Origin of the sequence: Clostridium sediminicola (assembly GCF_050402865.1) — a bacterium.
Lineage (GTDB): Bacteria > Bacillota > Clostridia > Clostridiales > Clostridiaceae > Clostridium_AF > Clostridium_AF sediminicola.
The window spans coordinates 187,846-211,455 of sequence record NZ_BAABMF010000006.1; the positions used below are offsets into that span (position 1 = coordinate 187,846).

22 protein-coding genes are annotated in these 23,610 nt (G+C 29.3%); 1 reads left to right on the forward strand and 21 read right to left on the reverse strand.

The window, feature by feature from the left end; all coding sequences use genetic code 11:
• Window positions 1-55: 55 nt before the first annotated feature.
• The 13 genes from mnmA to ACQ3F0_RS12650 form a co-directional block, all read right to left on the reverse strand.
• Complete coding sequence (gene mnmA, locus ACQ3F0_RS12590) at window positions 56-1,123, reverse strand: tRNA 2-thiouridine(34) synthase MnmA (protein WP_428865624.1); 1,068 nt, start codon at window positions 1,121-1,123, stop codon at window positions 56-58.
• 12 nt (window positions 1,124-1,135) lie between these two features.
• Window positions 1,136-2,284, reverse strand: coding sequence for a cysteine desulfurase family protein (locus ACQ3F0_RS12595; protein ID WP_428865625.1), 1,149 nt, complete (start codon window positions 2,282-2,284; stop codon window positions 1,136-1,138).
• Window positions 2,285-2,332: 48 nt separating this feature from the next.
• Entirely contained in the window at window positions 2,333-2,653 is a 321-nt protein-coding gene (locus tag ACQ3F0_RS12600) for a PspC domain-containing protein (protein ID WP_428865626.1), read from the reverse strand.
• Between the two features lie 103 nt (window positions 2,654-2,756).
• Window positions 2,757-3,686: a cysteine synthase A gene (gene cysK / locus ACQ3F0_RS12605; protein ID WP_428865628.1), complete on the reverse strand. Its 930-nt coding sequence runs from the start codon at window positions 3,684-3,686 to the stop codon at window positions 2,757-2,759.
• Window positions 3,687-3,746: 60 nt separating this feature from the next.
• Window positions 3,747-4,187 carry an RrF2 family transcriptional regulator gene (locus ACQ3F0_RS12610; protein WP_428865629.1) on the reverse strand — a complete coding sequence of 147 codons (441 nt, stop codon included), beginning with the start codon at window positions 4,185-4,187 and terminating at the stop codon, window positions 3,747-3,749.
• A gap of 97 nt (window positions 4,188-4,284) precedes the next feature.
• Complete coding sequence (locus ACQ3F0_RS12615; protein WP_428865630.1) at window positions 4,285-4,743, reverse strand: YbaK/EbsC family protein; 459 nt, start codon at window positions 4,741-4,743, stop codon at window positions 4,285-4,287.
• A gap of 57 nt (window positions 4,744-4,800) precedes the next feature.
• Window positions 4,801-5,148, reverse strand: a complete 348-nt coding sequence (locus ACQ3F0_RS12620; RefSeq protein WP_428865631.1) for a zinc ribbon domain-containing protein — start codon at window positions 5,146-5,148, stop codon at window positions 4,801-4,803.
• A 96-nt stretch (window positions 5,149-5,244) separates the two neighbouring features.
• A complete protein-coding gene (locus ACQ3F0_RS12625) occupies window positions 5,245-6,267 on the reverse strand; it encodes a calcium/sodium antiporter (RefSeq protein ID WP_428865632.1) in 1,023 nt (340 codons plus the stop codon).
• Window positions 6,268-6,532: 265 nt separating this feature from the next.
• Window positions 6,533-7,330 (reverse strand): M55 family metallopeptidase, encoded by a 798-nt coding sequence (locus ACQ3F0_RS12630; protein ID WP_428865633.1) that lies wholly within the window; start codon window positions 7,328-7,330, stop codon window positions 6,533-6,535.
• Between the two features lie 214 nt (window positions 7,331-7,544).
• Window positions 7,545-7,958 carry an RIO2 family protein gene (locus ACQ3F0_RS12635; RefSeq protein WP_428865634.1) on the reverse strand — a complete coding sequence of 138 codons (414 nt, stop codon included), beginning with the start codon at window positions 7,956-7,958 and terminating at the stop codon, window positions 7,545-7,547.
• A 216-nt stretch (window positions 7,959-8,174) separates the two neighbouring features.
• Window positions 8,175-8,975, reverse strand: coding sequence for a hypothetical protein (locus tag ACQ3F0_RS12640; protein WP_428865635.1), 801 nt, complete (start codon window positions 8,973-8,975; stop codon window positions 8,175-8,177).
• Window positions 8,972-9,541 (reverse strand): RNA polymerase sigma factor, encoded by a 570-nt coding sequence (locus ACQ3F0_RS12645; protein WP_428865636.1) that lies wholly within the window; start codon window positions 9,539-9,541, stop codon window positions 8,972-8,974. The genes ACQ3F0_RS12640 and ACQ3F0_RS12645 overlap by 4 nt, the downstream gene beginning before the upstream one ends.
• Window positions 9,542-9,688: 147 nt before the next feature.
• Window positions 9,689-10,405: a YaaA family protein gene (locus ACQ3F0_RS12650; RefSeq protein WP_428865637.1), complete on the reverse strand. Its 717-nt coding sequence runs from the start codon at window positions 10,403-10,405 to the stop codon at window positions 9,689-9,691.
• 91 nt (window positions 10,406-10,496) lie between these two features.
• On the opposite strand from ACQ3F0_RS12650, the gene ACQ3F0_RS12655 reads away from it, so the two are divergent.
• On the forward strand, window positions 10,497-11,600 hold the full coding sequence (locus ACQ3F0_RS12655) for a tRNA-queuosine alpha-mannosyltransferase domain-containing protein (RefSeq protein ID WP_428865638.1): 1,104 nt from the start codon (window positions 10,497-10,499) through the stop codon (window positions 11,598-11,600).
• A gap of 24 nt (window positions 11,601-11,624) precedes the next feature.
• On the opposite strand, the gene lplA is transcribed toward ACQ3F0_RS12655, so the two are convergent.
• The 8 genes from lplA to helD form a co-directional block, all read right to left on the reverse strand.
• The gene (gene lplA, locus ACQ3F0_RS12660; protein WP_428865639.1) at window positions 11,625-12,629 is read right to left on the reverse strand and encodes a lipoate--protein ligase; all 1,005 of its coding nucleotides are present in this window, start codon (window positions 12,627-12,629) and stop codon (window positions 11,625-11,627) included.
• Window positions 12,619-14,331 (reverse strand): dihydrolipoyl dehydrogenase, encoded by a 1,713-nt coding sequence (gene lpdA, locus ACQ3F0_RS12665; protein ID WP_428865640.1) that lies wholly within the window; start codon window positions 14,329-14,331, stop codon window positions 12,619-12,621. The genes lplA and lpdA overlap by 11 nt, the downstream gene beginning before the upstream one ends.
• Before the next feature lie 84 nt (window positions 14,332-14,415).
• Window positions 14,416-14,772: a carboxymuconolactone decarboxylase family protein gene (locus ACQ3F0_RS12670; protein WP_428865641.1), complete on the reverse strand. Its 357-nt coding sequence runs from the start codon at window positions 14,770-14,772 to the stop codon at window positions 14,416-14,418.
• 242 nt (window positions 14,773-15,014) lie between these two features.
• Window positions 15,015-15,590 carry an indolepyruvate oxidoreductase subunit beta gene (locus tag ACQ3F0_RS12675; protein WP_428865642.1) on the reverse strand — a complete coding sequence of 192 codons (576 nt, stop codon included), beginning with the start codon at window positions 15,588-15,590 and terminating at the stop codon, window positions 15,015-15,017.
• Between the two features lies 1 nt (window position 15,591).
• Window positions 15,592-17,370 (reverse strand): indolepyruvate ferredoxin oxidoreductase subunit alpha, encoded by a 1,779-nt coding sequence (gene iorA, locus ACQ3F0_RS12680; RefSeq protein WP_428865643.1) that lies wholly within the window; start codon window positions 17,368-17,370, stop codon window positions 15,592-15,594.
• 13 nt (window positions 17,371-17,383) lie between these two features.
• Window positions 17,384-18,298 carry a bifunctional enoyl-CoA hydratase/phosphate acetyltransferase gene (locus tag ACQ3F0_RS12685; protein ID WP_428865644.1) on the reverse strand — a complete coding sequence of 305 codons (915 nt, stop codon included), beginning with the start codon at window positions 18,296-18,298 and terminating at the stop codon, window positions 17,384-17,386.
• A gap of 210 nt (window positions 18,299-18,508) precedes the next feature.
• Window positions 18,509-20,569: a sigma-54 interaction domain-containing protein gene (locus tag ACQ3F0_RS12690; RefSeq protein WP_428865646.1), complete on the reverse strand. Its 2,061-nt coding sequence runs from the start codon at window positions 20,567-20,569 to the stop codon at window positions 18,509-18,511.
• Window positions 20,570-20,587: 18 nt separating this feature from the next.
• Entirely contained in the window at window positions 20,588-22,879 is a 2,292-nt protein-coding gene (helD, locus tag ACQ3F0_RS12695) for an RNA polymerase recycling motor HelD (protein WP_428865647.1), read from the reverse strand.
• Between the last annotated feature and the right edge of the window lie 731 nt (window positions 22,880-23,610).

Sequence of the window (23,610 nt, forward strand, 5' to 3'; positions counted from 1 at the left end):
TTTTAAAGGAAATATTGATAAAGATAAAGCCTTGCAATTTGTCAAGGCTTTATCTTTATTCTATAGTTCCACCACCAACAACTAAGTCATCTTGATAAAATACAACCGCTTGCCCTTTGGTAATAGCTCTTTGTTTATCTTCAAAAACAACCTTAACTCTATCTTCTCCAAGTGGAATTATAGTTGCATTTGCCTTTGGTGCACTATATCTTATCTTTGCTTGTATTTCCATTGGCTCTTCTAGTTTCTCAAAAGGAATAAAGTTCAAATCTGATGCTATTAGTTTATTTCTAAAGATACCTTCCTCACTACCAATTACAACTTCATTTGTTTTTTCATTAATATCTACAACATACACAGGTTTTCCTAGAGCTAAACCAAGCCCTTTTCTTTGACCAATTGTGTAATGTACAATCCCTTTATGTTTCCCTAATACGTTGCCTTCTTCATCAACAAAATTCCCAGTCTTAACTTTTCCTGGTACTTGTGTTTCTATAAATTTACCATGATTATTGTCATATACAAAACATATTTCCTGGCTGTCTCTCTTATTATGAACATCCAGGCCTATTTCTTTTGCAATTTCTCTTATTTTAGGTTTCGTAAACTCTCCACAAGGCATAAGTGTATGCTCAAGCATTGATTGATCCAAATTGTATAATGCATATGTTTGATCTTTTTTATCGTCTATAGCACTTTTTAAAAGATATCTATCGCCCTCTTTAGTAATCTTTGCATAATGTCCTGTTGCAACATAATCAGCGCCAATTGCTTTTGCTTTTTTCAAAAAAGAATCAAATTTTATATACCTATTACAAGCAATACAGGGATTTGGAGTTCTACCAATTAAATATTCATCAACAAAATAATCAATCACCTTGTTTTGGAATTCTTTTCTAAAATTCATTACATAAAAAGGTATATCTAATTTATCAGCTACTCTTCTTGCATCATCTACAGCACTTAAAGAACAGCAACCACCTTCTCTTTCAGCATGCTCATCGTCTTCTTGCCAAATTTGCATTGTAACACCTATTACTTCATATCCTTGCTGTTTCAAAAGATATGCAGCAACTGAGCTATCAACTCCTCCGCTCATTCCAATAACAACTTTCTTTTTCATCTCTACACCATCCTATAAATCAACTTGTCTTATGTTATTTACAGCCATTTTTATTTTACCTATGAACTCTTCTATTATATCATTATTTATAGTATACCCTATTGTAAATCTTATAGAATTTTTTGCTTCATCAACTGATAATCCAATAGCTTTTAAGACATGTGATTCTTCTATAGCCCCTGCCGAACAAGCACTTCCAGCTGACGCAAAAATACCCACGGTATCTAAAACTATAAGTAATTCTTCTGATTCTACCCCTTCAAAACAAACATTGATATTATTAGGTAATCTATCTTCTCCAGTAGCACCATTTATTTTAGTTTTATCAATCTTTAATAGTTCTTTTATAATTTTATCTCTAAAGCATATAAGCTTATTCTTTTCATCCTTTGAATTTTCATAAGTCAATTCAGCCGCTTTTCCGAAACCAACTATACCAGGTACATTTTCAGTTCCAGATCTTCTTCCTCTTTCCTGTTCTCCACCATGAATAAGATTATGTATTTTAACACCTTTTTTAATATAAAGTGCTCCTATTCCCTTTGGTCCATATATTTTATGAGCTGACATTGATAATAAATCAATATTCATTTCTTTAACATCTATCGGAATTTGACCTAATGCCTGAACTGCATCAGTATGAAAATATACGTTACTTTGTTTACAAATTTCTCCTATATCTTTTATATTTTGAACAGTCCCAATTTCATTATTTCCCCACATAATTGATACTAAAATAGTTTCCTTATCTATATTCTTTCTCAGTTGATCTAAATTTATGAAGCCATTTTTATCAACTGGTAAATATGTCACTCTAAACCCTAAGGATTGCAGATATTTACATGAGTTAAGTATCGCTGCATGCTCAATCTCTGTGGTTATTATATGCTTACCCTTTTCTCTATTTGCAAGAGCTATTCCTTTTACGGCCCAATTGTCAGCCTCTGTACCTCCAGATGTAAAATATATTTCAGTTCTATTGGAATTAATCAATTTTGCAATATTTTTTTTACTGCTATCTATTGCACTTTTTACTTTTCTTGATAATGAATAAATAGATGATGGATTCCCATAATACTCCATAAAATATGGGAGCATTTCTTCTAAAACTTTTTTCTTCACTTTTGTAGTTGCAGCAAAATCAAAATATAATTCTTTCATAAGTAAAAGGCTGCAAACGCAGCCTCTGTCACCCCTTTATAGAAATTTTTATTGTTCTACATCATCAAAACTTTTTACTTCTTTATAGTTAACATCATAAGCTTCCGTTTCTGATGATTCTTCCTTTCTTTTTGAAAAACCATTGGAATTTGATTGTTGATTTCTTCTTATATTCTCTTGAGGTTTTCCTTCTGGTAAAACTAATGCAGCAATGATATAAAGAATGATACCAAAGCCATAAAACAAAGATACTAGTGCCCAAACTATTCTTACAATTGAAGGGTCAAGTCCTAAAGCTTCAGCTAATCCTCCACAAACACCAGAAATCTTTTTATCCGTTGTTGATTTATATAATCTAGAATTATTCATTTCCTTTGCCTCCTAGTAAATATAATATTATTTATATTTTAAGTTTATAATAAATTCATTAGTTATTCAACTATTTATAGAGGCTCAATCTTCCTTATTTATTTTAATCTTGAAATAACTCAGTTGATAAATACCTTTCTCCTCCATCAGGTAGAATTACAACGATATTTTTTCCTTTATTTTCTTCTTTTTTAGCAATCTCTTTTGCCGCATATGCTGCTGCTCCTGAAGATATTCCAACTAAAAGCCCTTCTGTTGTTGCAAGCTCCCTTGATGTTTTAAATGCATCTTGACCATCAACTTTAAACACTTCGTCTATTACATCTACTTTTAAAGCTCCTGGTATAAAACCAGCTCCTATACCTTGTATTTTGTGCGGTCCAGGATTCCCCCCAGATAAAACTGGTGAATGTATAGGTTCTACTGCTATTATTTTCACATTAGGATTCTTCTCTTTAAGTACTTCTGCAATTCCTGTTAAAGTGCCTCCTGTTCCAACTCCAGCTATAAAAATATCAACTTTATCCCCTAAATCATTAATAATTTCTAGTGCTGTAGTTCTCCTATGAGCCTCAGGATTTGCTTTATTATTAAACTGTTGTGGAATATATGAATTAGGAATTTCTTTGGATATTTCTTCTGCTTTTTCTATAGCACCCTTCATTCCTTTTGATGCTGGTGTTAACACTAGTTCAGCACCATAAGCTTTTAATAACTTCCTTCTTTCAATACTCATAGATTCAGGCATAGTAATCATTATTTTATATCCTTTTGCAGCTGCAGTTAATGCAAGTCCTACCCCTGTGTTTCCTGAAGTTGGTTCAATAATTACAGTATCTTTATTTATGATACCAGCTTTTTCTGCCTCTTCAATCATTGCAAAACCGATTCTATCTTTAACACTTCCACCTGGGTTAAAATACTCTAATTTTGCGAATACATTTCCTGATAACTGATTATTGTTTTTAAAATTATTAAGCTCCAATATTGGTGTATTTCCGATTAGTTCAGTTAAATTTTTTGCAATTGTCATATTATTACCCCTCTCATATTGATTTATCCTATCGGATAAATAGGTATTTCTATAAAAAAATTAAATATATAGCATAAATCCATCATTTAATGTTCTACTATATTCAAATACTAAGTCTTCTAAAGTAATAGAGTCTACTACATTGTCTATAGTTTGGTTTAATACATCCCATACTTTGCTTTGAATACACTCATCTACCTTATCTTTTGGATTATCATCGTTATCTGATGTTACATGAAGATTTCCTTCAACTGCTCTTAATATTCTACCAATGGTTATTTGATTAGCTGAATCTGCTAAAAAATATCCACCTTGTGCTCCTTTGATGCTTTTTACTACGTTTGCTTTACGTAATGTAGCTATTATCTGCTCCAAATATCTTTCTGATATATTTTGTCTTTCACATATACTTTTTAGAGTAACATTTTTACCATTTGAGTTGTTATAAGCTAAATCTACCATAGCTTTAAGTCCATATCTTCCTTTTGTAGAAATTTTCATTTTATCACCCTTCAACTCCCAGTATTTCTATATGTTTAGTATGATTATACTCTATATTATGTTTTAAGTCAATTTTTAGTTGATTATTTTTTAAAAATTATTTGCAAACATTAACCCATTTTCCATCAGTAACTTTTTCTAATTCATCTATTGTTACTTTCACAGCAGAATTTGGTGACCCTGCCGCTGGATACACATAATCAAATTCTTTTAGTGTTTCATCAAGGTATACTTCTAAAGTCTTTTCAAGTCCAAAAGGACATACTCCACCCACTGGGTGACCTGTTAAATCAACTACTTCATCGTGACTCATCATTTTAGCCTTTGTTCTAAATGTGTCTTTAAATTTTCTATTATCTACTCTTGCACCGCCTTTTGAAACTACTAAAATATTAGATTCTTTCAGTTTAAATGCCATAGTTTTTGCTATTCTATCAGGCTCTACCCCTAAAGCTTCAGCAGCAAGATTTACAGTAGCAGTACTCTGCTCAAACTCAATGATCTCCAATCCTAAGTTTTTATTTTTAAATTGTTCTTTTACGCTTTCTAAACTCATTTTTGTCCCCCATTTAATTTCAAATATTTTCTTTAAATAATAAATTAAATTCAACTACTATACTTCTTTATACAAAGTTTCAATGCCTTTATCTATTGGATTTGAACAATAAGGACAAACATTCCATCCTTTATTAACGGATTTCCCACAATATTTACAAGATTCATTTTGCATATTATTAACATTTCCTTCTGTTTTAAAATATTTATTATTGGTATTTGTTGTACTATAAGAACTTCTAACAACTAGATATACAATTAATCCAATAAACCATGGTACCAAGAATACAACTAATGCCCATAAAACACCATTCATTCCATTTGAATTTGCATCTTTATAAATGAATACTCCTAATATAATTTGAATAATTATTGGTAAAAGAAAAAATATCGAAATTACTGACATAAGCATCTCTCCTATATACTTTATTAATAAACTACTTGAACTATTACTCTATTTTACCCTATATTATAACATAAAATATTACAGTTAAATAGAATTTTACATAATACTTACAGCTAGAAATATTAAATAAATTGAATATATTGAAATCATAATAATTCCGTGCCTTTTTCTCAGTTTATTGGAAACAATTCCTGGTACAATTACAACTAACATTAATATAATTGAAACAGGTACATCAATATAAAGAGTTTGTGGTACACTTTTGAAAACTTTTCCAAATAGATTTATATTACGAGAACTAATGATCAAACCATTCTTTGTTATAAGAGAAGATGTACCTAAAATCATTGTTACGTTCAAAATATTAGCACCTAAAATATTTCCTATAGAAATACTTTGTTCACCTTTCCTTATTGAAGTAATTGCTGTAGTTAATTCAGGTAATGAAGTTCCAATAGCAATCAATGTCAAACTTATAATTTGCTGAGGTATTCTTAGGATATGAGCTATAATGACACCATTATCTACTAATAAACGAGCTCCTAATACTATTCCAATTGCTCCTAACAAAAACTTTAAAATATGAATAAATATTGTATTACCATTAGCGACATCACTAGGATTTAAATCTTCTACTTCCACTGCACTTTCCAATGTAGCTTTTCTAGCAGCTTTAACTGCTTTTAAATTTATATAGACATAGAAAACAAGCATAAGTAGTAACATGATTCCTTCTATTTTATCCACATTTCTGTCTAATGAAAAAATCATTAATGATAAAGTAGCGCCTAACATCAATAATCCTTTTGGTTTAAATGCTTTTTCCGTTTTACCGGGCATAAAAATACAACAGATACCTAAAATTAATCCGATATTACATATTGTAGATCCAATTGCATTTCCAATAGCCATATCAGGTACACCTTTACTTGCTGCAACTACTGAAACTAATAACTCAGGTAAAGTTGTTGCTAAACTAACTATAGTGGCACCTATTAACATTTTAGGAACACCAGTTATTTCAGCAATCCATACCGAAGCATCAACAAATAAGTCTCCACCTTTTACAATTAATACGAATCCCAAAACAAATAACAAAACTACAACAAAATTTGACATATAATTCCCCCTTATTTTGCAGTATGGATCTTAGTAAAATATTCCATTTATTTAGCTATAAAAAAACAAGACTTTCAGTTTAATAGAAAAATTTTCTATTAAACTGAAAGTCTTGCTCCAATAGCATTACATACCGCTAGAGTAAATAGAACCAGGCTTTTATTAGCCACGATGTTGATTCTATTTGAGAAATTTCTCAGCTACTCCCCTTCAGCTTTAAGTAAATATTAGCATAATTTTTGGTAACAATCAATAGTTGTGTAGTCTAAACTAAAAATTGGATCATAGTCATAACATCAAAGTAATTCTCTGTTTCAAAAATCACTTCCGTTTCAGATATTTTTTTCATTCCAGGATAAAAAGATGCTCTATAAGCTTTTACATGATTTACATATGAAATTTCTACTTTGAACTTTTCTGGTAAATTAATTTTACACTGTTGAATATTTTTTAATGATTCTCCAACACTTTTTCTTATATTTTCTATAGCTAAATGAGGATGTATACTTATTGTTGAATCTCCAATGCCCTCTTTTACCGCAACTGTACTAATATTTGAATTTATATTTATGATTTCCTCTTCTAACCCTTTATCTCCTGAAACCATAACTACCGGAACCCCCACCGATGCAGCTGCATAAGCATGCAATAAAAACTCGCTAGCATATTTTCCATTTATTTTAATAGAATTTATTAAAAAAGGATTCATGGTATGTGATAATGGATTTCTATCAGAATGAGAATATGAATGATATCCAATAAATATAGCTGCATCAAAAGTTGAATCTATTCCTTGAACCATAGAAAATGGATGTCCACTCCACCCTCTTATTAACTTTGTTTCAGTGGGAAGCTGATTTCCATCAATATTTCTTCCAGAATCATGAGCATCTTTAACAATAATTTCTTTAGCTCCAGCATTTAATGCGCCTTCACATGCCGCTTTTGTCTCTTTAGTCATCTGCTCCGCAAATTCAGCATAATCTCCTTTTTGTTTTTCTGTTTCATTCCAATGAGTTACTCCCGTTACTCCTTCAATATCTGCACTTATATATATTTTCATTAGGAAAACCCCCTTCTTTATTTTAACTCTATTACCATTATACTATAGAGAATCCACTGTGAAACTTTATTTATACTTGTCTCAAAATCTAGACGTACCAACTAGTTTTGGACATGTATAAATAAATAGTTGAACTGGATTCTATATATAGATTAATAGTTGAAGTTGTTTTCCTTACAAAAATAGTTTTATACATTAGATTTATAAAATTTTATTAATTATTTTTAAACCACTCCACAGCTAGCTCTGGATTGTAACTTATCAAAACTTTCATAAACCTATCGAGTGCATTTTGTTTATCCATAAGTTTAAGTATTTTTGTTGGTTGCGGTGCTTTCATCGAATAACATTTCCGTGGATCAATTACTTGTAAACTTTCATCAGGTTGAACATATATGTGCTTTGTATTATAGTTTACTCGCCAAAATCCAAGTTTCTCAAATTCTTCAATCATCTGAATTAAGTTCATTAAAAGTATATTACTAACTCCATTTTTCTTAACATACTTTTTCAAAAGTACTCCCTTTACATACTCTCTAAGCATACATGTTTCTTCAAATTTTATAACACGTGGAAAATAAGAACTATTTTCTACTTTTTTTAAAATATCATATTCATGCTCTGCCATCTGTTTATCTTTAAATATTTTTAAAGCATTTCCCTTTGGAGTTAAATATACTTTTCCCTCACAACCTTTACCTAAAAATTTACATTGATTTATACTAATACCAAAGTATTCGTTAATGATATCACCTCATATTTATTACTCTGTATTAGATTACTTCATATATTATAGTATATTCAATAAAAAATAAAATGAACCTAATAAAAGCCCATTAGGCTTTTATTTTAGTTCATTAATAATTTTTACTATTTCTTTTTTACTCAATCCTCTAGTAGCAATAATAGTAAATCTAAAACCATCCTTATTCCAAATAGCATAACTACTTTCTTCTTCAATCAGAAATATTACCTTAGTATCATTAATATAGGTTTCTTCATATTTAGAATCAAGGTTAGAACTAATTACTGTAGTAGAATTGTCTTCTATCGGAGATTGATTTATTGCAATATTATGTTTTCCATCTTTTATATATACTTGATTAACTGTAGAAATATTTTCAACATCAATAACTTCTACTCTATCTATTATATATCCCTCAAGCATATAAAACGGTTTAACTATTTTATAATTAATGTCTTTCTGTGCACTATCTATTGATTCATATAAATTTGTTATAGAAGTTTCTTCAGAATTTTCCACATTAAAAATATCTTTTTTGTGACTATCTAAAGTATTGCGCGATTCATTGTTTTTATCATCAATAATTATACTTCTTATTTCTCCTGAAATACGTACCATTGAATTATCAAAATTCTTCTTAATAGCATTAACACAAGGAACTTGATATAATGTTGGTATCACATATATACATATAAACATAGCTGCTACTAATCCAGCCACTTTTAAATAAATACATTTGTTTTTTTTATTTTCACTTTCTTTATCTATTTTTGATTTAAATTTGTCAAATTGATTATCAAAATTTGGAATATCTATATCTTTTATATCTTGGATTTCATCAAAATTTTCTTTACAGGTAGCATAGAGTAATTCTTCAAATTTATCATTATACTTCTTCATTCAGCTACCTCCTCTTTTTCAATAAAAATGTTATCATTTAAATAATTAAAGGACAAGTATGAGTAAAGTTCTTCTTTAGCTCTTAAATGTCTTACTCGAATAGTATTATTCTTCACATTTAGTATGTTAGATATTTCTTTAAAAGGTAAATCATAGAAATATCTTAGAATAATTATTTGCCTATACTCTGGTCGCAATCTATTTATAGCTTTAAGTGTTTCTTCCTTCAATTCTTCCTTGATAATAATATCTTCTGGTAAATCAACTTTTTCTTTATATATAGAATCTATATTTAAATCATCAGAAAAAATCTCTCTCCTATATTTTGCAATAGTATTTATTGTTTGCCTCTTTGCAATTGTATAAATCCAGCTTTTGAACTTATTTTTGTCTTTTAAAGTATTATATTTTTCGTAAGCTATCATTAAAGTATTTTGTAATATATCTTCAGCTAAAATTTTATTTTTTGCTATGTAATAAATATATCTATATAGTCCCTCATAAACCCTATTAATTTCTTTTTCGAAATTATCTATCTTCTTATGCTTTTTCCTAAATATATCCATACAAAATCCCCTTTAGTTAATTCATGCTTGTATCTACATTTTACATCTATTTAATGTATTAATAAATAAAAAAATTGTAAATCAACTTTTAGTATAGAGAATTTTATTTGTTTCCTTATATAACTAGAAATATAAGATAGAAAAAGGTTACACTCTTTTTCTTGAAAATACTATTTTTTTATCCAAAGATAATTCCTTATTGTATTTATATTTATCCATTGTAAATTCTTTTATCTTCTCATAATCCTCAATCTTATTTTTTATAAGAAAATTTACCATCATCCCACGTGCTTTCTTTGCGTAAGTTCCAACAATCTTATACTTTCCGTCTATTTCTTCTTTAAATTCTATAGTTACCATTGGTAGATTTATAAGCTTAGAAAACTCCCTAGATGCTAAATTAATTATTAAATCTTCTCCGCTAAAATAATCATCCATATTTTTCTGCCAAAACTTATATAAATCCATATTTGTTATTTTCATATTCATATCTAATCTATAAGGCCTTATTTCATCTAAAGGTTTAAGAACCCCATATAGAGCTGATAATATTCTTAAATGCTTTTCAGCATAGACCATATCATTTTTATCTAATACTTCCATATTTATTTCTTTAAAAACTGCACCATTATAACTTGATATTGCATGATTGCTACAATTATTAAAATAGTTATCGTAGTCTGAATAAGTTTTATCTAATATCTTGCCTTTAATTTTCATCATGGCTGCTAATTCTTTTTTAGACAATTTTTGAATTTCCTTAACTATTTTATCTGCATTATTTATAAATAAAGGCGTTTCAGTTTTATTAAAAAGTTTCCTGTGAAAATCTTGTGTTTTACTTGGAGAAATTATTATTTTCATGGAATCATCCTTTTTTTTAATATATTTGATATAATACATATTATATCAAATTAAAACTTTCAACCACAAAAGATTCGGGGTGTTTTTATAATTGAAAATCCTAATAATTGAACCGTTTTTTACAGGTTCACACGCAAGTTGGGCAAATGATTTAAAAAAATATTCTTCTCATGAAGTAAGAATTTTAAGTATGAAAGGCTTGTTTTGGAAATGGAGAATGCATGGCGGCGCAGTATATCTATCAAAAGAGTTCTTAAACATGAATTTTACTCCTGATTTAATTATCGCAAGTGATATGTTAGATTTAAGTACCTTTGTTTCTTTAGCTAAGAATAAATTGAGAAACACAAAAATTGCTATGTATTTTCATGAAAACCAGTTATCATATCCTTGGTCTCCTAACGATAAGGATATTAAAGAAAATAGAGATAAACATTATGGTTTTATTAACTATACATCAATTCTCACAGCAGATGCTGTTTTTTTTAATTCTAATTATCATATGAATTCATTTTATTCTGCATTAGAAACTTTTTTAAATTCAATGCCAGACTATAAAACCATTGAAAATATGGATAAAATAAGAGCTAAATGCTCCGTACTTCCTTTAGGTTTAGAACTAAATAAGTTTGATGAATACAGTAATTCGTCAAAATACAAAGAAGGATTAATTCTCTGGAATCATCGATGGGAATATGATAAAAATCCTGAAGATTTCTTTAATGCTCTATTCATATTAAAGAATAAAGGAATCCCCTTCAAATTAGCTGTACTTGGGGAGAGCTTTAAAAAAAATCCTAAAATATTTGAAAAAGCAAAAAATGAATTAAAAGAAAATATTGTAATTTTCGAGAGAGCTGAGAGTTTTAGTGAATATGCACGCTGGTTACATAAAGCAGATATCTTGCCTGTAACCTCTATTCAAGAATTCTTCGGAATTAGTGTAATGGAGGCAGTTTACTGTAATTGCTATCCCTTACTACCAAATAGACTTACTTATCCAGAACTACTAGATGCAAAAAACAATAGCATTAATTTTTACAATAACTTTAATGAATTAGTTTGTAAAATACAATGGTCTTTAGAAAATATAGATCATATTAGAAAAAAATCACTTAACAATATTGCTTCAAAGTATAAATGGCAAGATATGATTCTAAAATATGATGAAACTTTTAGCCAATTAATAAAATAGTCCACAGTTTTTCAGTGGACTATTTTATTGTTGATTCAATAACCAGCTATGAATATCTTTTAGTATATTTTTATCTACATCATTTTCTACATCCATGTTTACTATATTTTTTGCTATTAACTCAATATTAAAAGTCAATCCTTCTAATTCTTTTGATATATTTAAGATCAATTCACTATTCATAGCATCTGAGAATATTTTATTATCAACTATTTTACCATTCTTTAAACTTAGATTTATTTCGATTCCACCCCAAGCAAATCTTTTATCATAGGTTATATCAAACTTTGGAGTTTCTCCAAAAATCCATTCCCAAGAAGAATACTTGTTATATAGTGACTTGATCTCATCTTTATTATTTTGAATAAACACATTATCAACATAACATTCTCCATATTCAATTTGAAAACTCTCTTTTAATGCTTCAATTACTTTCTTATTGGTGATACTCCCATTAATATTTTTTAAGTTTGTAACCCTTGATTTAACTGAGTCAATTCCTTTAGATTTTATCTTCTCATTAGATACTTGTAAATACTTTACTAGTTGAGATAAATCCGAATTCACTAAAATTGTCCCGTGATGATATGCTGAATTGGAAGTAAAATAAAATGCATTTCCTGAAAATTTCTTATCGTCAACAGTTATATCATTTCTACCTGTAAACTTGGCATTTATACCCAATGCTTTTACAGCTGATAAAATTACATTTAATTGCTTTTCTAAGTGATATAGTTCCTTGTCCATTAAAAACGTAAAGTTTATGTTACCCAAATCATGGTAAACAGCGCCTCCACCAGATAATCTTCTGGCAATTTTACCGCCATTACTGTTGAATAAATCACATTTACACTCTTTCCATGGATTTTGATTTCTACCTATAACAATAGTATTATCATTTTGCCATAAGTACATAATAACTTCATTTTTCTTAACTGATTCTAATAAAAGTTCTTCTAAAGCTAAATTTTCCCATGGATTCTTTGACTGAGATATAATTATCTTTTGTTTTATATTATTATTCAGCAAAATGTAGTGCTCCTCCTTCTACGGATAAAGCTGCTTCATGAATAACTTCCGCTGTTGTTGGATGTGCATGAATCGTTTCTGCTATTTGTTCTGCAGTTAATCCATTCTTAATAGCTAAAGTTAACTCATGAATTAAATCAGTAGCATGAGCTCCTATAATTGTAGAGCCTATTATTTTTCCACTTTCTTTTTCTTTTATAATTTTTATAAAGCCTTCTGGTTCTCCTAAAGTAAGAGCTTTTCCATTAGCAGAGAAAGGGAATTTACCAACTTCAGCTTCAATTCCTTTTTCGCTAATCATTCTTTCACTAACACCTACTGTAGCAATTTCAGGATTGGTAAAGATTGCACTTGGAACTGAAGAATAATCCATTTCTTTATCTTCACCTAATATATTTTCAACTGCAATAATTCCTTGATGAGAAGCAACATGTGCTAATTGTAATACATTTGTTACATCACCTATTGCATAAATATTTTCAATATTGGTTTGCATTTTATTATTTACTTTTATACCTCTTTTGTTTTCGTTTAGTTGAATTCCTAGCTCTTCAATACCCAAATTATCATGATATGGCTTTCTACCCACTGATACTAAAACTTTGTTTCCTACTAAATTATTTATTTTACTAGCCTTTTCAAAAGATACAATACATTCTCCATCTTTTGCATGAATTATCTTATCTACTTTTGATCCAGTATATAATTTTATTCCCTTTGCTTTTGCAATATTAGATATTTCTTCACATACATCACTATCTAATGTTGGTAAAATATTATCCATATATTCAACTACAGACACATCTACTCCAAAGCTATTATACATAAAAGCAAATTCCATTCCTATAACACCGCCACCAATAATAACAATTTTTTGTGGCAACTCTTTTAAATCAAGTATCTCAGTACTAGTTAACACATTTTTGGACTCTATTCCTTCTATAGGTAATTTAAAACTAGTAGACCCCGTTGCAATAATTATATTTCTAGAATTTATTGTTGTTTCTTTTCTATTTCCTTTTACATAAACTTTTTCACTAGATAGCATTTTTGCACTACCTTCTACAACTGTAACTTTGTTTTTATCCATCAAGTATTTTATTCCAGCTACTAGATTGTCTACAACGCCATTCTTTCTTTCAATTACTTTTCCCATATCTACAGATATGTTTTTAGCAAATAATCCAAATTCTTCTGCTCTTTGCATATTACTGTATACCTCTGAAGATCGGACTAACGCCTTAGTTGGAATACATCCTCTATTTAAGCAAGTCCCACCTAGGTTTTCTTTTTCAACTAAAACTACTTTAGCTCCTAGCTTTGCCGCTTTAATAGCTGCTACATATCCACCTGGCCCCCCACCAATAATAGTAATGTCGCTTTCTAATTCTATCTTTTGAGGTTTCATAACACTACCGAAATAATCAAATGTTGCTTTATTGGTAGTCTTCGTTTGAACTTTTTCTGGTTTTGCATTGACCATTTCACATTCTACTGTTAATAATATATCTCCAATCTTCGCAACATCCCCTTCTTCAACTTGGATGCTCACTACTTTACCTTCATTCTTAGCTACCATTGCTTCATTACCTTTATGCGCTTCTATATCTAATAATTTACTCCCTTTTTTTATATTATCTCCAACATTTACTGAAATTTTTCCTATCTTACCTGCCTTTGCACTCTTAATTTCAGTTATCATTTCCTACACCTCCGCTTAAATAATTAGGTTCCATTTAAAATAGAACCTAATAAAAAGGCAGCATAAACTGCCTTTGGAATATACTTATTTAAAATCTCCTTCAAATTCATCAATTGAATCTTTTAATAGTGTAACGCTATAAGCGATTGTTGGTCCGCCACCAAATGCAGCAGAAACCATTGCAGCTTCCATCATTTCTTCTCTAGTAGCACCCGCTTCTAAAGCTTTAAATGCATGGAACACTATACAATACTCACATCTGTTATAAACAGCAATTGCAACACTCATCAATTCTTTAGTTTTAACATCTAAAGCACCTTCAGCATAGTTTGTTCCTAATAAATTCATAAATGCATTCATTTCATTAGGATTTGTTTCTCCTACCTCTTGAAGTCCTCCTGTAAAAGCATTCAATAATTCTCTTGGATTTTTTTTAGCCATAATATGTTTCTCCCTTCATTTTCGAATTGTTTTTACTTGCTATACTAATTATTAGTATAGCAAATATATAATCCAAAAACAATCTATTTTGATAAATTTTTATCAAACATTAATAATTCTAATATACTATCTTTTTTCACGATAGAAAGAAAAATCAAGTAAATTGTTGTAAATAGTAAGCTTACTTCACAATTTATAGTTATTCCCAAAAAAGCCACTATAAATTCATATAGTGGCTTCTGTTATATTTGATCCATTCCTTTTTTTAATGCTTTTATATTTAATTCAATAAATTTCTCTTTAACAGTTTTCTTTATAACACCTTCCCAATCTATCTCTGTTAAATTCATAGCTTTTATTAGTGCCCCAAGAAGCACTACATTCATAGTTCTTATATTTCCTAATTCCTCAGCAATTTTTGCTGCATCAATTACAGTTGTTTTCGCTTTTGACTTAACTTCTTCAATTATCCTTTCCGGATATTCAACTGCTCCAGTCAATATTGGAACTGATGGTATCTTGTAATCGTTCAAGACTACTACTCCATCAGGTTTTAAGTTTTTTAGCCACCTCAATGTTTCCATAACTTCAAAAGATATTAAAATATCAGCCTGTGCCTCTCCAATTATAGGTGAATAAACTTTTTCTCCAAATCTTACTTGAGTAGTAACACTACCCCCTCTTTGAGACATTCCATGAATTTCAGCCATTTTCACGTCATAACCTGCTTCTATTAATCCAGTTGATAAAATCTTACTTGCTGTTATTGTTCCTTGACCTCCAACTCCAGCCAATAGAATATTTTTAGTCTCTGTCATGTTATTCACCTACCTTTTCAATAGCTTTTACAGGACATACTTGAAGGCATACTTCACATCCAACACAAGAAGCTTTGTCTATTACTGCCTTTTTATTTTCTTTATCAAAAGAAATAGCTGGACAACCTGTTTTCATGCACTTCTTACATCCAATACATTTATCTACATTAACTAGACATAAACTTTTATAATCGCCAAACTCTTCAGAATCTTGCTTTGAATGCTTTTTCAATACACATGGCCATCTTGTAATAATAACTGAAGGTTCATCTAAAGCTAAAGCCCAATCTAAAGCAGATTTAACTTCATCTAGTTTTAAAGGATTAATAATTCTTATATGTTCTATTCCAACTGCTTTTACTATTGCCGGGATATCTGCTTGCTTAGTAGGCATCCCTTGAAGAGTATATCCTGTACCAGGATTCTCTTGATGTCCTGTCATTCCTGTAATTCTATTATCAAGTATTACCGTAACAGTATTACTTCTATTATAAGCAACATCAAGTAAGCTATTAATTCCAGTGTGAAAAAATGTTGAGTCTCCAATAACTGCAACAGTTCTTTTATTAATGCCAAATCTATTAAATACCTTTTGAGCCCCATGTCCAACTGTAATACTCGCGCCCATACATGTGCACGTATCCATAGCATTTAATGGCGATATATATCCTAATGTATAACACCCAATATCACCAGTTATCATTACATCTTTCTTTTTGCTCAGTTCATAGAAGAAACCTCTATGTGGACATCCCGCACATAATGTAGGTGGCCTTCCAACAATTTTATTTTCATCATATTCAATCGTTGTCTGTTTTTCTCCTAATAAAGATTTTGATATAATATCAGGATTTAATTCTCCTATATTAGGGATTTTTTCTTTACCAATACATTCAATTCCTTCAGCTCTAACAGCTGTCTCAATATAAGGTTCTAATTCTTCAATGATATATAATACATCTACTTCTTTTGCAAAATTCTTTATCTTTTTCATTGGTAAAGGGTGTGTGAATCCAAGTTTAAGATATGATACTTTATCTCCGAATACTTCTTTTGCATATTGATAAGCTACTCCTGATGATACTATTCCGATTTTCTTATCATTCCACTCTATAAAATTCAAATCTGTACTATTTGAGAATTCTTCTAATTTTTTTAGTCTATCTTCAACCACTACATGTAATTTTCTAGCATTTGCAGGTGCCACAAGGTATTTTGCAGTATCTTTTTTATACTCTTTTACAGGAACTTCTTCCCTGTCTCCAATTTCAACTATCCCTTTACTGTGACAAGTTCTTGTTGTCATTCTAAATAAAACAGTTGTATCAAACTTTTCACTAATTTCAACTGCTGCTTTTATCATATCTTTACATTCTTGGCTATCTGATGGTTCAACCATTGCAAGCTTAGCAAATTTTGCGTAATATCTATTATCTTGCTCGTTTTGAGACGAATGCATTCCAGGCTCATCAGCAGTAATAACTACCAGTGCTCCATTTACTCCAGTATATCCAGCAGTAAATAGTGGATCTGCAGCTACATTTACTCCTACATGTTTCATTGCACAAAGAGACCTCGCCCCTGCAATACTAGCTCCAATAACAGATTCTAAAGCAGTCTTCTCATTTGGAGCCCATTCAGCCATGATATCTTCTTTATAAGGAGCAATATTTTCGAGGATTTCAGTACTTGGTGTCCCCGGGTATGCTGCTGCAAAATTTATTCCAGCTTCATATGCACCACGAGCAACAGCTTCATTACCAGTTAGTAGTTTTTTCATTCTTACACTCTCCTTAAGATTTTTTATTTGCAGCTATTACACTTCCTAATGCAATAGAATATAATTTAGATTCATACGTATCTGCTCTTGATACTAGTACTACAGGTGCCTTTGCCCCCATAATGATACCCGCTGATTTAGCACCCCCAAAATATGTTAGAGATTTGCCAATACCATTTCCCATTTCAATATTAGGAACCATAAAAATATCAGCATCTCCTACAATCTTACTCTCATATTTTTTTATCTTTGCAGCTTCTTTAGAAACTGCCAAATCAAGTGCCATAGGACCATCAACTATAACTTTTTTTCCAAACTCTCCACTGATACCTAGCTTCTTTAGGTTATCAGCGTCAACTGTAGCAGGCATTTTAGGATTAACCTTTTCTTTAGCCGCTAAACATGCAACTTTAACAATTTCATTCCCCATTGATTTCACAACATCTACTGCATTTTTTATTATTTTAGTTTTTATATTCAAATCAGGGTACATATTCATCCCCCCATCAGTTAAATATATTAATTTATGGTAACTTTGTGATTCGTAAACCATTACATGACTCAATTGACTATCCGTTCTTAATCCAATTTCTTTATCCAATACTGCTTTTAATAGTATTGACGTGTCTAACAAACCTTTCATAACAAAATCGGCTTCTCCAGAACTAACAAGTTCTACTGCTTTTCTTCCTACTTTGTTGATATCGCATTCATTTATTATCCTATAATCTTTTAACTCAAACTTGAACCTTTCACATATCTCTTTAATTTTTTTTTCATTTCCTACTAAAATTGGCTCTATAATACCCATCTCAGCTGAAGATAATACTGCCATTAAAACCTCTTCATCTTCTGCCGCAGCAACTGAAAGTTTCATAGTCATCTGCTTTTTTGCTTTTTCTAATATTCCATCTAGTTTTTTAATCATAAGATCAGCCTCCTATTGTAAACTTTTCCCTGTTTTAGCTCATTATATCATATTTTATAAATATGGTATAATGAGCTATGCTTTTATTACATACATATAATAAATGCAATTTTTATGCCAAAGTTACAAAAGCCATAAATAGAGTTATTTGCTAATAAATAAACTCTTAAAATAATAAAAAGGGTTAAAAGGTATGAAATTTCACACCTTTTAACCCTTTTGTAATTTCTTTAATACTTCTCTTCCTTTTAAAGTTATTATTGTCCCACTTCTACCTTTCAATATTTTAACTAAAGAATGTTTTTCTAATTGTATCAATATTGTTCTAATTTCTTGTTCACTCAAGAAAAAACCTTTTTCATTCGCAATTTTATATAGACTTCTTCTACCTAGTCTAATTTTTTTGATATAAGCATTTTCTAATTGATTTAATATAAAAATATACCGTTCAGTATATATTTTTCTATCATTAATAATGTTATTTACTATATTTTTATCTTCATAATACAATGATACATCATATATATTCTCATTTATATCAATTGGTAAGTCCCTCACATCAACCTTTTCTAAACCTAAATTAGTAAAGTACTCAATATAGTTTCGAAGTTCTCTTACATTTCCTTTCCAATTATAGTTTATTAGTATATCCATAGCTTCCCCAGTAAAATCAAACTTACCATTAAATTCTTTTTTAACATGATTTATTATTTCAAAAATGTCTTCTTTTCTTTCTCTAAGTGAAGGTATTCTTAATGGTAATACATTTAATCGAAAATATAAATCTTCTCTAAATTCTCCCATTTTGACCATCTGTTTTAAATCTCTATTAGATGCTGCAATTATCCTTACATCAATATCAATGACTCTATCTCCACCAATTCTCATAATTTCTCTTTCTTGCAAAACCCTTAAAAGTCTCATTTGAAGACTAAATGGCATTTCTCCTATTTCATCCAAAAATAGAGTTCCCTTATGAGCCAATTCGAAAAATCCCAATTTGCCACCTTTCCTTGCTCCCGTAAAAGCTCCCTCTTCGTATCCAAATAGTTCACTTTCTAACAAACTTTCAGGAAATGCACCACAATTTACTGCAACAAATTGATAATTTTTTCTTTTTGATATATTATGGATAGCTTGAGCAAAAAGTTCCTTTCCTGTACCACTTTCTCCAGTGATCAATATTGAGGAACTGGATTTAGACATTCTTTTTGCTATTTCTTTACACTTATTTATCTTTTCACTAGTCCCTAATATATCACTAAATAAATATTTTGCTTTATGTCCTTTTCCTATTAACTGAGCTCTAAGCTTGTGTTGTTTTCTTTCTGTATCGCTAAATCTCTTTAAAATTGCTACAGCTCCATAAACTCTATCAGAATTTATTATAGGATCTACTGATACTACTATATCTTCTCCATTTACTTTTATTAATTTTTCTTTAATTGAAATCCTTTTTTCAAGGGCACTCTCGAAAGGTATTTCAAGCATAAGTTTTATTCCATTTTTACCAATAACTTCTCTTTTATTATATCCTAAAATTTTCTCTGCATTTATATTATAAGAATAAATATTTCCTTTTGAATTAATAGCTATTATTCCATCATCCAATATCTGAAGAAGGATTTCTACTTGGCTTGCAAACCTATTCGTTCTTCCAAGTATCTCTGTTAACCCAGAATTTATTGTTATAATTTCTTCATAACTTTTATTAATATTTTGAAATTGTAATATATATAACAGTTCTAGGAGAGACGCAATTTCTATTATACTGCTAACGTCTATAAACGTTGCTCCTAAATTTATTATGTTCTCAACACTATTTGGAATTTTCAAATTATTTCCTAAAACAATTGCTTGCTTCAAATTTTTTTCAGTATCATCATCGCTAGCAATTGGAATTAGTTCTACATTTCTAATTCCAAACTGATACATTAGTATTGCAATTTCTTTAGCTCCTTCAATATTAGTATCAATCAAATATACTTCGCTGCCTTGGGGTAGTGCTAATATTCTTTCAAGACCTTTTTTCATAACAGTTCTTTTTATTACCACGATATCTATATTATTAAACCTATTTTTTATATAATGATAGATATCATATGATGACGTAATTATTAAATCTGTTTCAATTTTATCGTGTATTATACTATCACTCATTATAATTTTTTCTATTATAATATTTTCGAAAAATAAACTTTTTAATTGATTATAATAATTTTCCGCTTCTTCATGATTATAAGATATTATGGTCAAGGTCTTTCTATTCAAAATTATCACCTCTTACATTCAGCTTAATAATGGAGATTTTTTACCCCTATATAAAATATACTCTAAATGTAATGCTCTTGTCAGCACTACATATAATAACTTTTTATCCAATTCATTATTCCCGTAATTATCTTCACTACAATCGTAAACTATTGAACAGTCAAATTCTAACCCCTTTGTCATATAACTGGGTATAATAATTTTATCCAAATTTATTTGTTTGTCTGTCCCCTTTACTATTTGCCATTTACATCGCGATTTATTATTTAGTATTTTATATACTCTACGGCATTCTTCTATATTTTTACATATTATCGCCACATTATTTTTACTAAGACTCTCTACATCTTTAATGATAGAATTAGTCATATCAATAAATTGTTTATTATCTTCAACTTTTAAAACTTTTGGTTCTTTTCCATGCCTCAAAACAGGTTTTGCTGGCATCAAACTATTATCTTGTTTAATTAATACATTATTAGCAAATTCAATTATTTCAACTGTAGATCTATAACTTTGAGTTAATGTTATATAATTTGCTCTATTTTCAAATACATCTTCTATTACAGAATTCCAATTTGAAATTCCTTTATAAGCATATATTCCTTGACCTAGATCACCAACTATTGTCATAGAATCAGTGTTTGTCATCTCATTTATAAGTAATAGCTGAAAAACACTATAATCTTGCACTTCATCTATAACAATATGCTTAAATTCATAATCCTTTTTTAATCCATCAATTTTAATTTTCAAATACATTATAGGAGCTAAATCATCATCTTCAATAAAGTTATTTTCCATAAATTTGTTATGATTTTCGCTTAAATATTTCCAGAGAACTTCTGGCAACTTACCACCTGTGACTTTATCAAAAGTCTCTTTTTCAATAAACATTTTATGGTATATGTTTATTATATCCTTTGAAATCCAATTATCTATAAATAAATCAATTTCAGAAATAGCACTTTTATATAGGTTCTTTTTCTTTTCATCTCTCTCATTGTAAGTGTTTATAATTTTTTCTCGCATAAGTTTTGGTTCATTTATAGTATTTTTTATTAAATTTATTTTATCGCTGTAATCTAAATCAATTCTCTCTTCGATAAATAGTAGCCTTTCTTTTACTCTCCCTTTGAGATATCTTTTTATTTCTTCTTTTCTTTTATTTATAGGAAGATACACTAAATCTCTTGCATATAATCTTATTATATCCTTATTAGAAAATAATAAATATTCCTCTATTTTTAGATGGTCAATATTTATATCTTCAATCTCTACCCATCTTAAAAGTCTATCTAAGATAGTTTTCATAATCGGCATACCCTTGAGTTTACTTGCCGCTGACATTAGCTTTAATTCTTTTGAACTAGTTTCATTTAGCAAATTAGCTAACTTTTGATCTTTAGAAATTATTTTATTTTTGATTTTTAATACTTCTCTGGCTAAATCATAAAAAGTAACTTGTTTGACTTGTTCTGCTCCCAAGTTTGGCAAAACTTCAGAAATATAGTCTAAGAAAATTTTATTTGGTGCTATTACTAAAATATCTTTTCCAGACATGGTATCATTATATCTATATAGAAGATACGCTAGTCTATGAAGTGCAATAGTTGTCTTTCCTGAACCTGCTGACCCTTGAACCAATATAGGTTTGTTTAAATCTGCTCTAATAATATCATTCTGTTCCTTTTGAATCGTTGAAACTACCTCTTTTAATTTACTGCTAACTGCTTCTTCAAGGTTTATTTTTAAGAATTCATCTACTAATTCATTTCCTGATTCATCTAAATCGCTTCTTAAAATAATTTCATTTATTCCCTCATCGAAGGCATCTTTTAATTCTCCATTTTTTATAAGGAATTTCCTTTTTCGTTTCAATTCACCATTAATTGTCCCAATAGGAGCAATATATTTTGCTTCACCTTTTGTTCCACTATAGTATAAATCAGCTATAGGTGCTCTCCAATCGATAACTATTTCTTCCATACTTTCATTATCAAATAGTCCAAATTTTCCAATATAAAAATTTTCTTCACTTCTTCCTTTTTCACAAAAATCTATTCTTGCAAAATAAGGTATATCAGATGCATCTTGAAATCTATTTGTATTTTTGGTATTTATCTCTTTAACTTTTTTTACAAGTTCTAATTCGGTACTATATCCATTTGTTCTTTTAATAATTTCAGATAAATTCTTATCTATTTTTTCCGCTTCATTTTGTAATATCCCTATTTGTTTCTTTATCCATGTTTTAGTTAAAGATAGTTTGTTTTTTTCAAAACTAAATTCTTTTCTATTTATAGCCATATTACTTCTCCTTATTTTTAGTAACCATATAATTTTATCATATTTGTTTTCGCTATACATAATTTGATTTTATTTTCCACATAAATAGTTTTACATATTTTTTTTGATATTGGTTATTATAATATGTGTAAAGAGGATTTAAAATTGTTGAGCAAAGAGTATTACGGGATTTTGAATGAGTTCTTTAATATTCGAACAAAAGTATATAAGGGATCTGTATAGGTTCTTTATGTGCTGGCGAGAAGATTGCTATATGTTATGAAAGGCTATATCTGTGCCGAAAGGTATTTATGTGGTCCCAAATGATGTATAGTGGTTGAGCGAAGACAGTATTGAGTTCCGTAGGCTCTTCACTTTAACTATGTGAACTTGTTGGAGGTTAATTATAGTCGAGAGATTATATTTAGTTTCTCAGGGATTTACTATTGTCGAGCAAAGATATATTTGGGTTGTGTAATGCTTTTGTATGGTCGAGAGATTATACTTAGGTGTGTAGTGATTTATATATGTCGGCGTTAAAATGATTTTAGGTTTTCTTTTAACCTATGAGGTAAATGCAGGTACTTACCAAACCTGCATTTTCTTTTTTTTGCTATTGGATAAGCATTTGTTTACTTTTCAATAAGCCTATAAACATGTATTTACATAGTAAACAAGCTTATTTTTATAATAACTTATAATGAATACGTTTAAACAAAGATTTTTGGCTTTATGTTGTAATTTATTAAAGT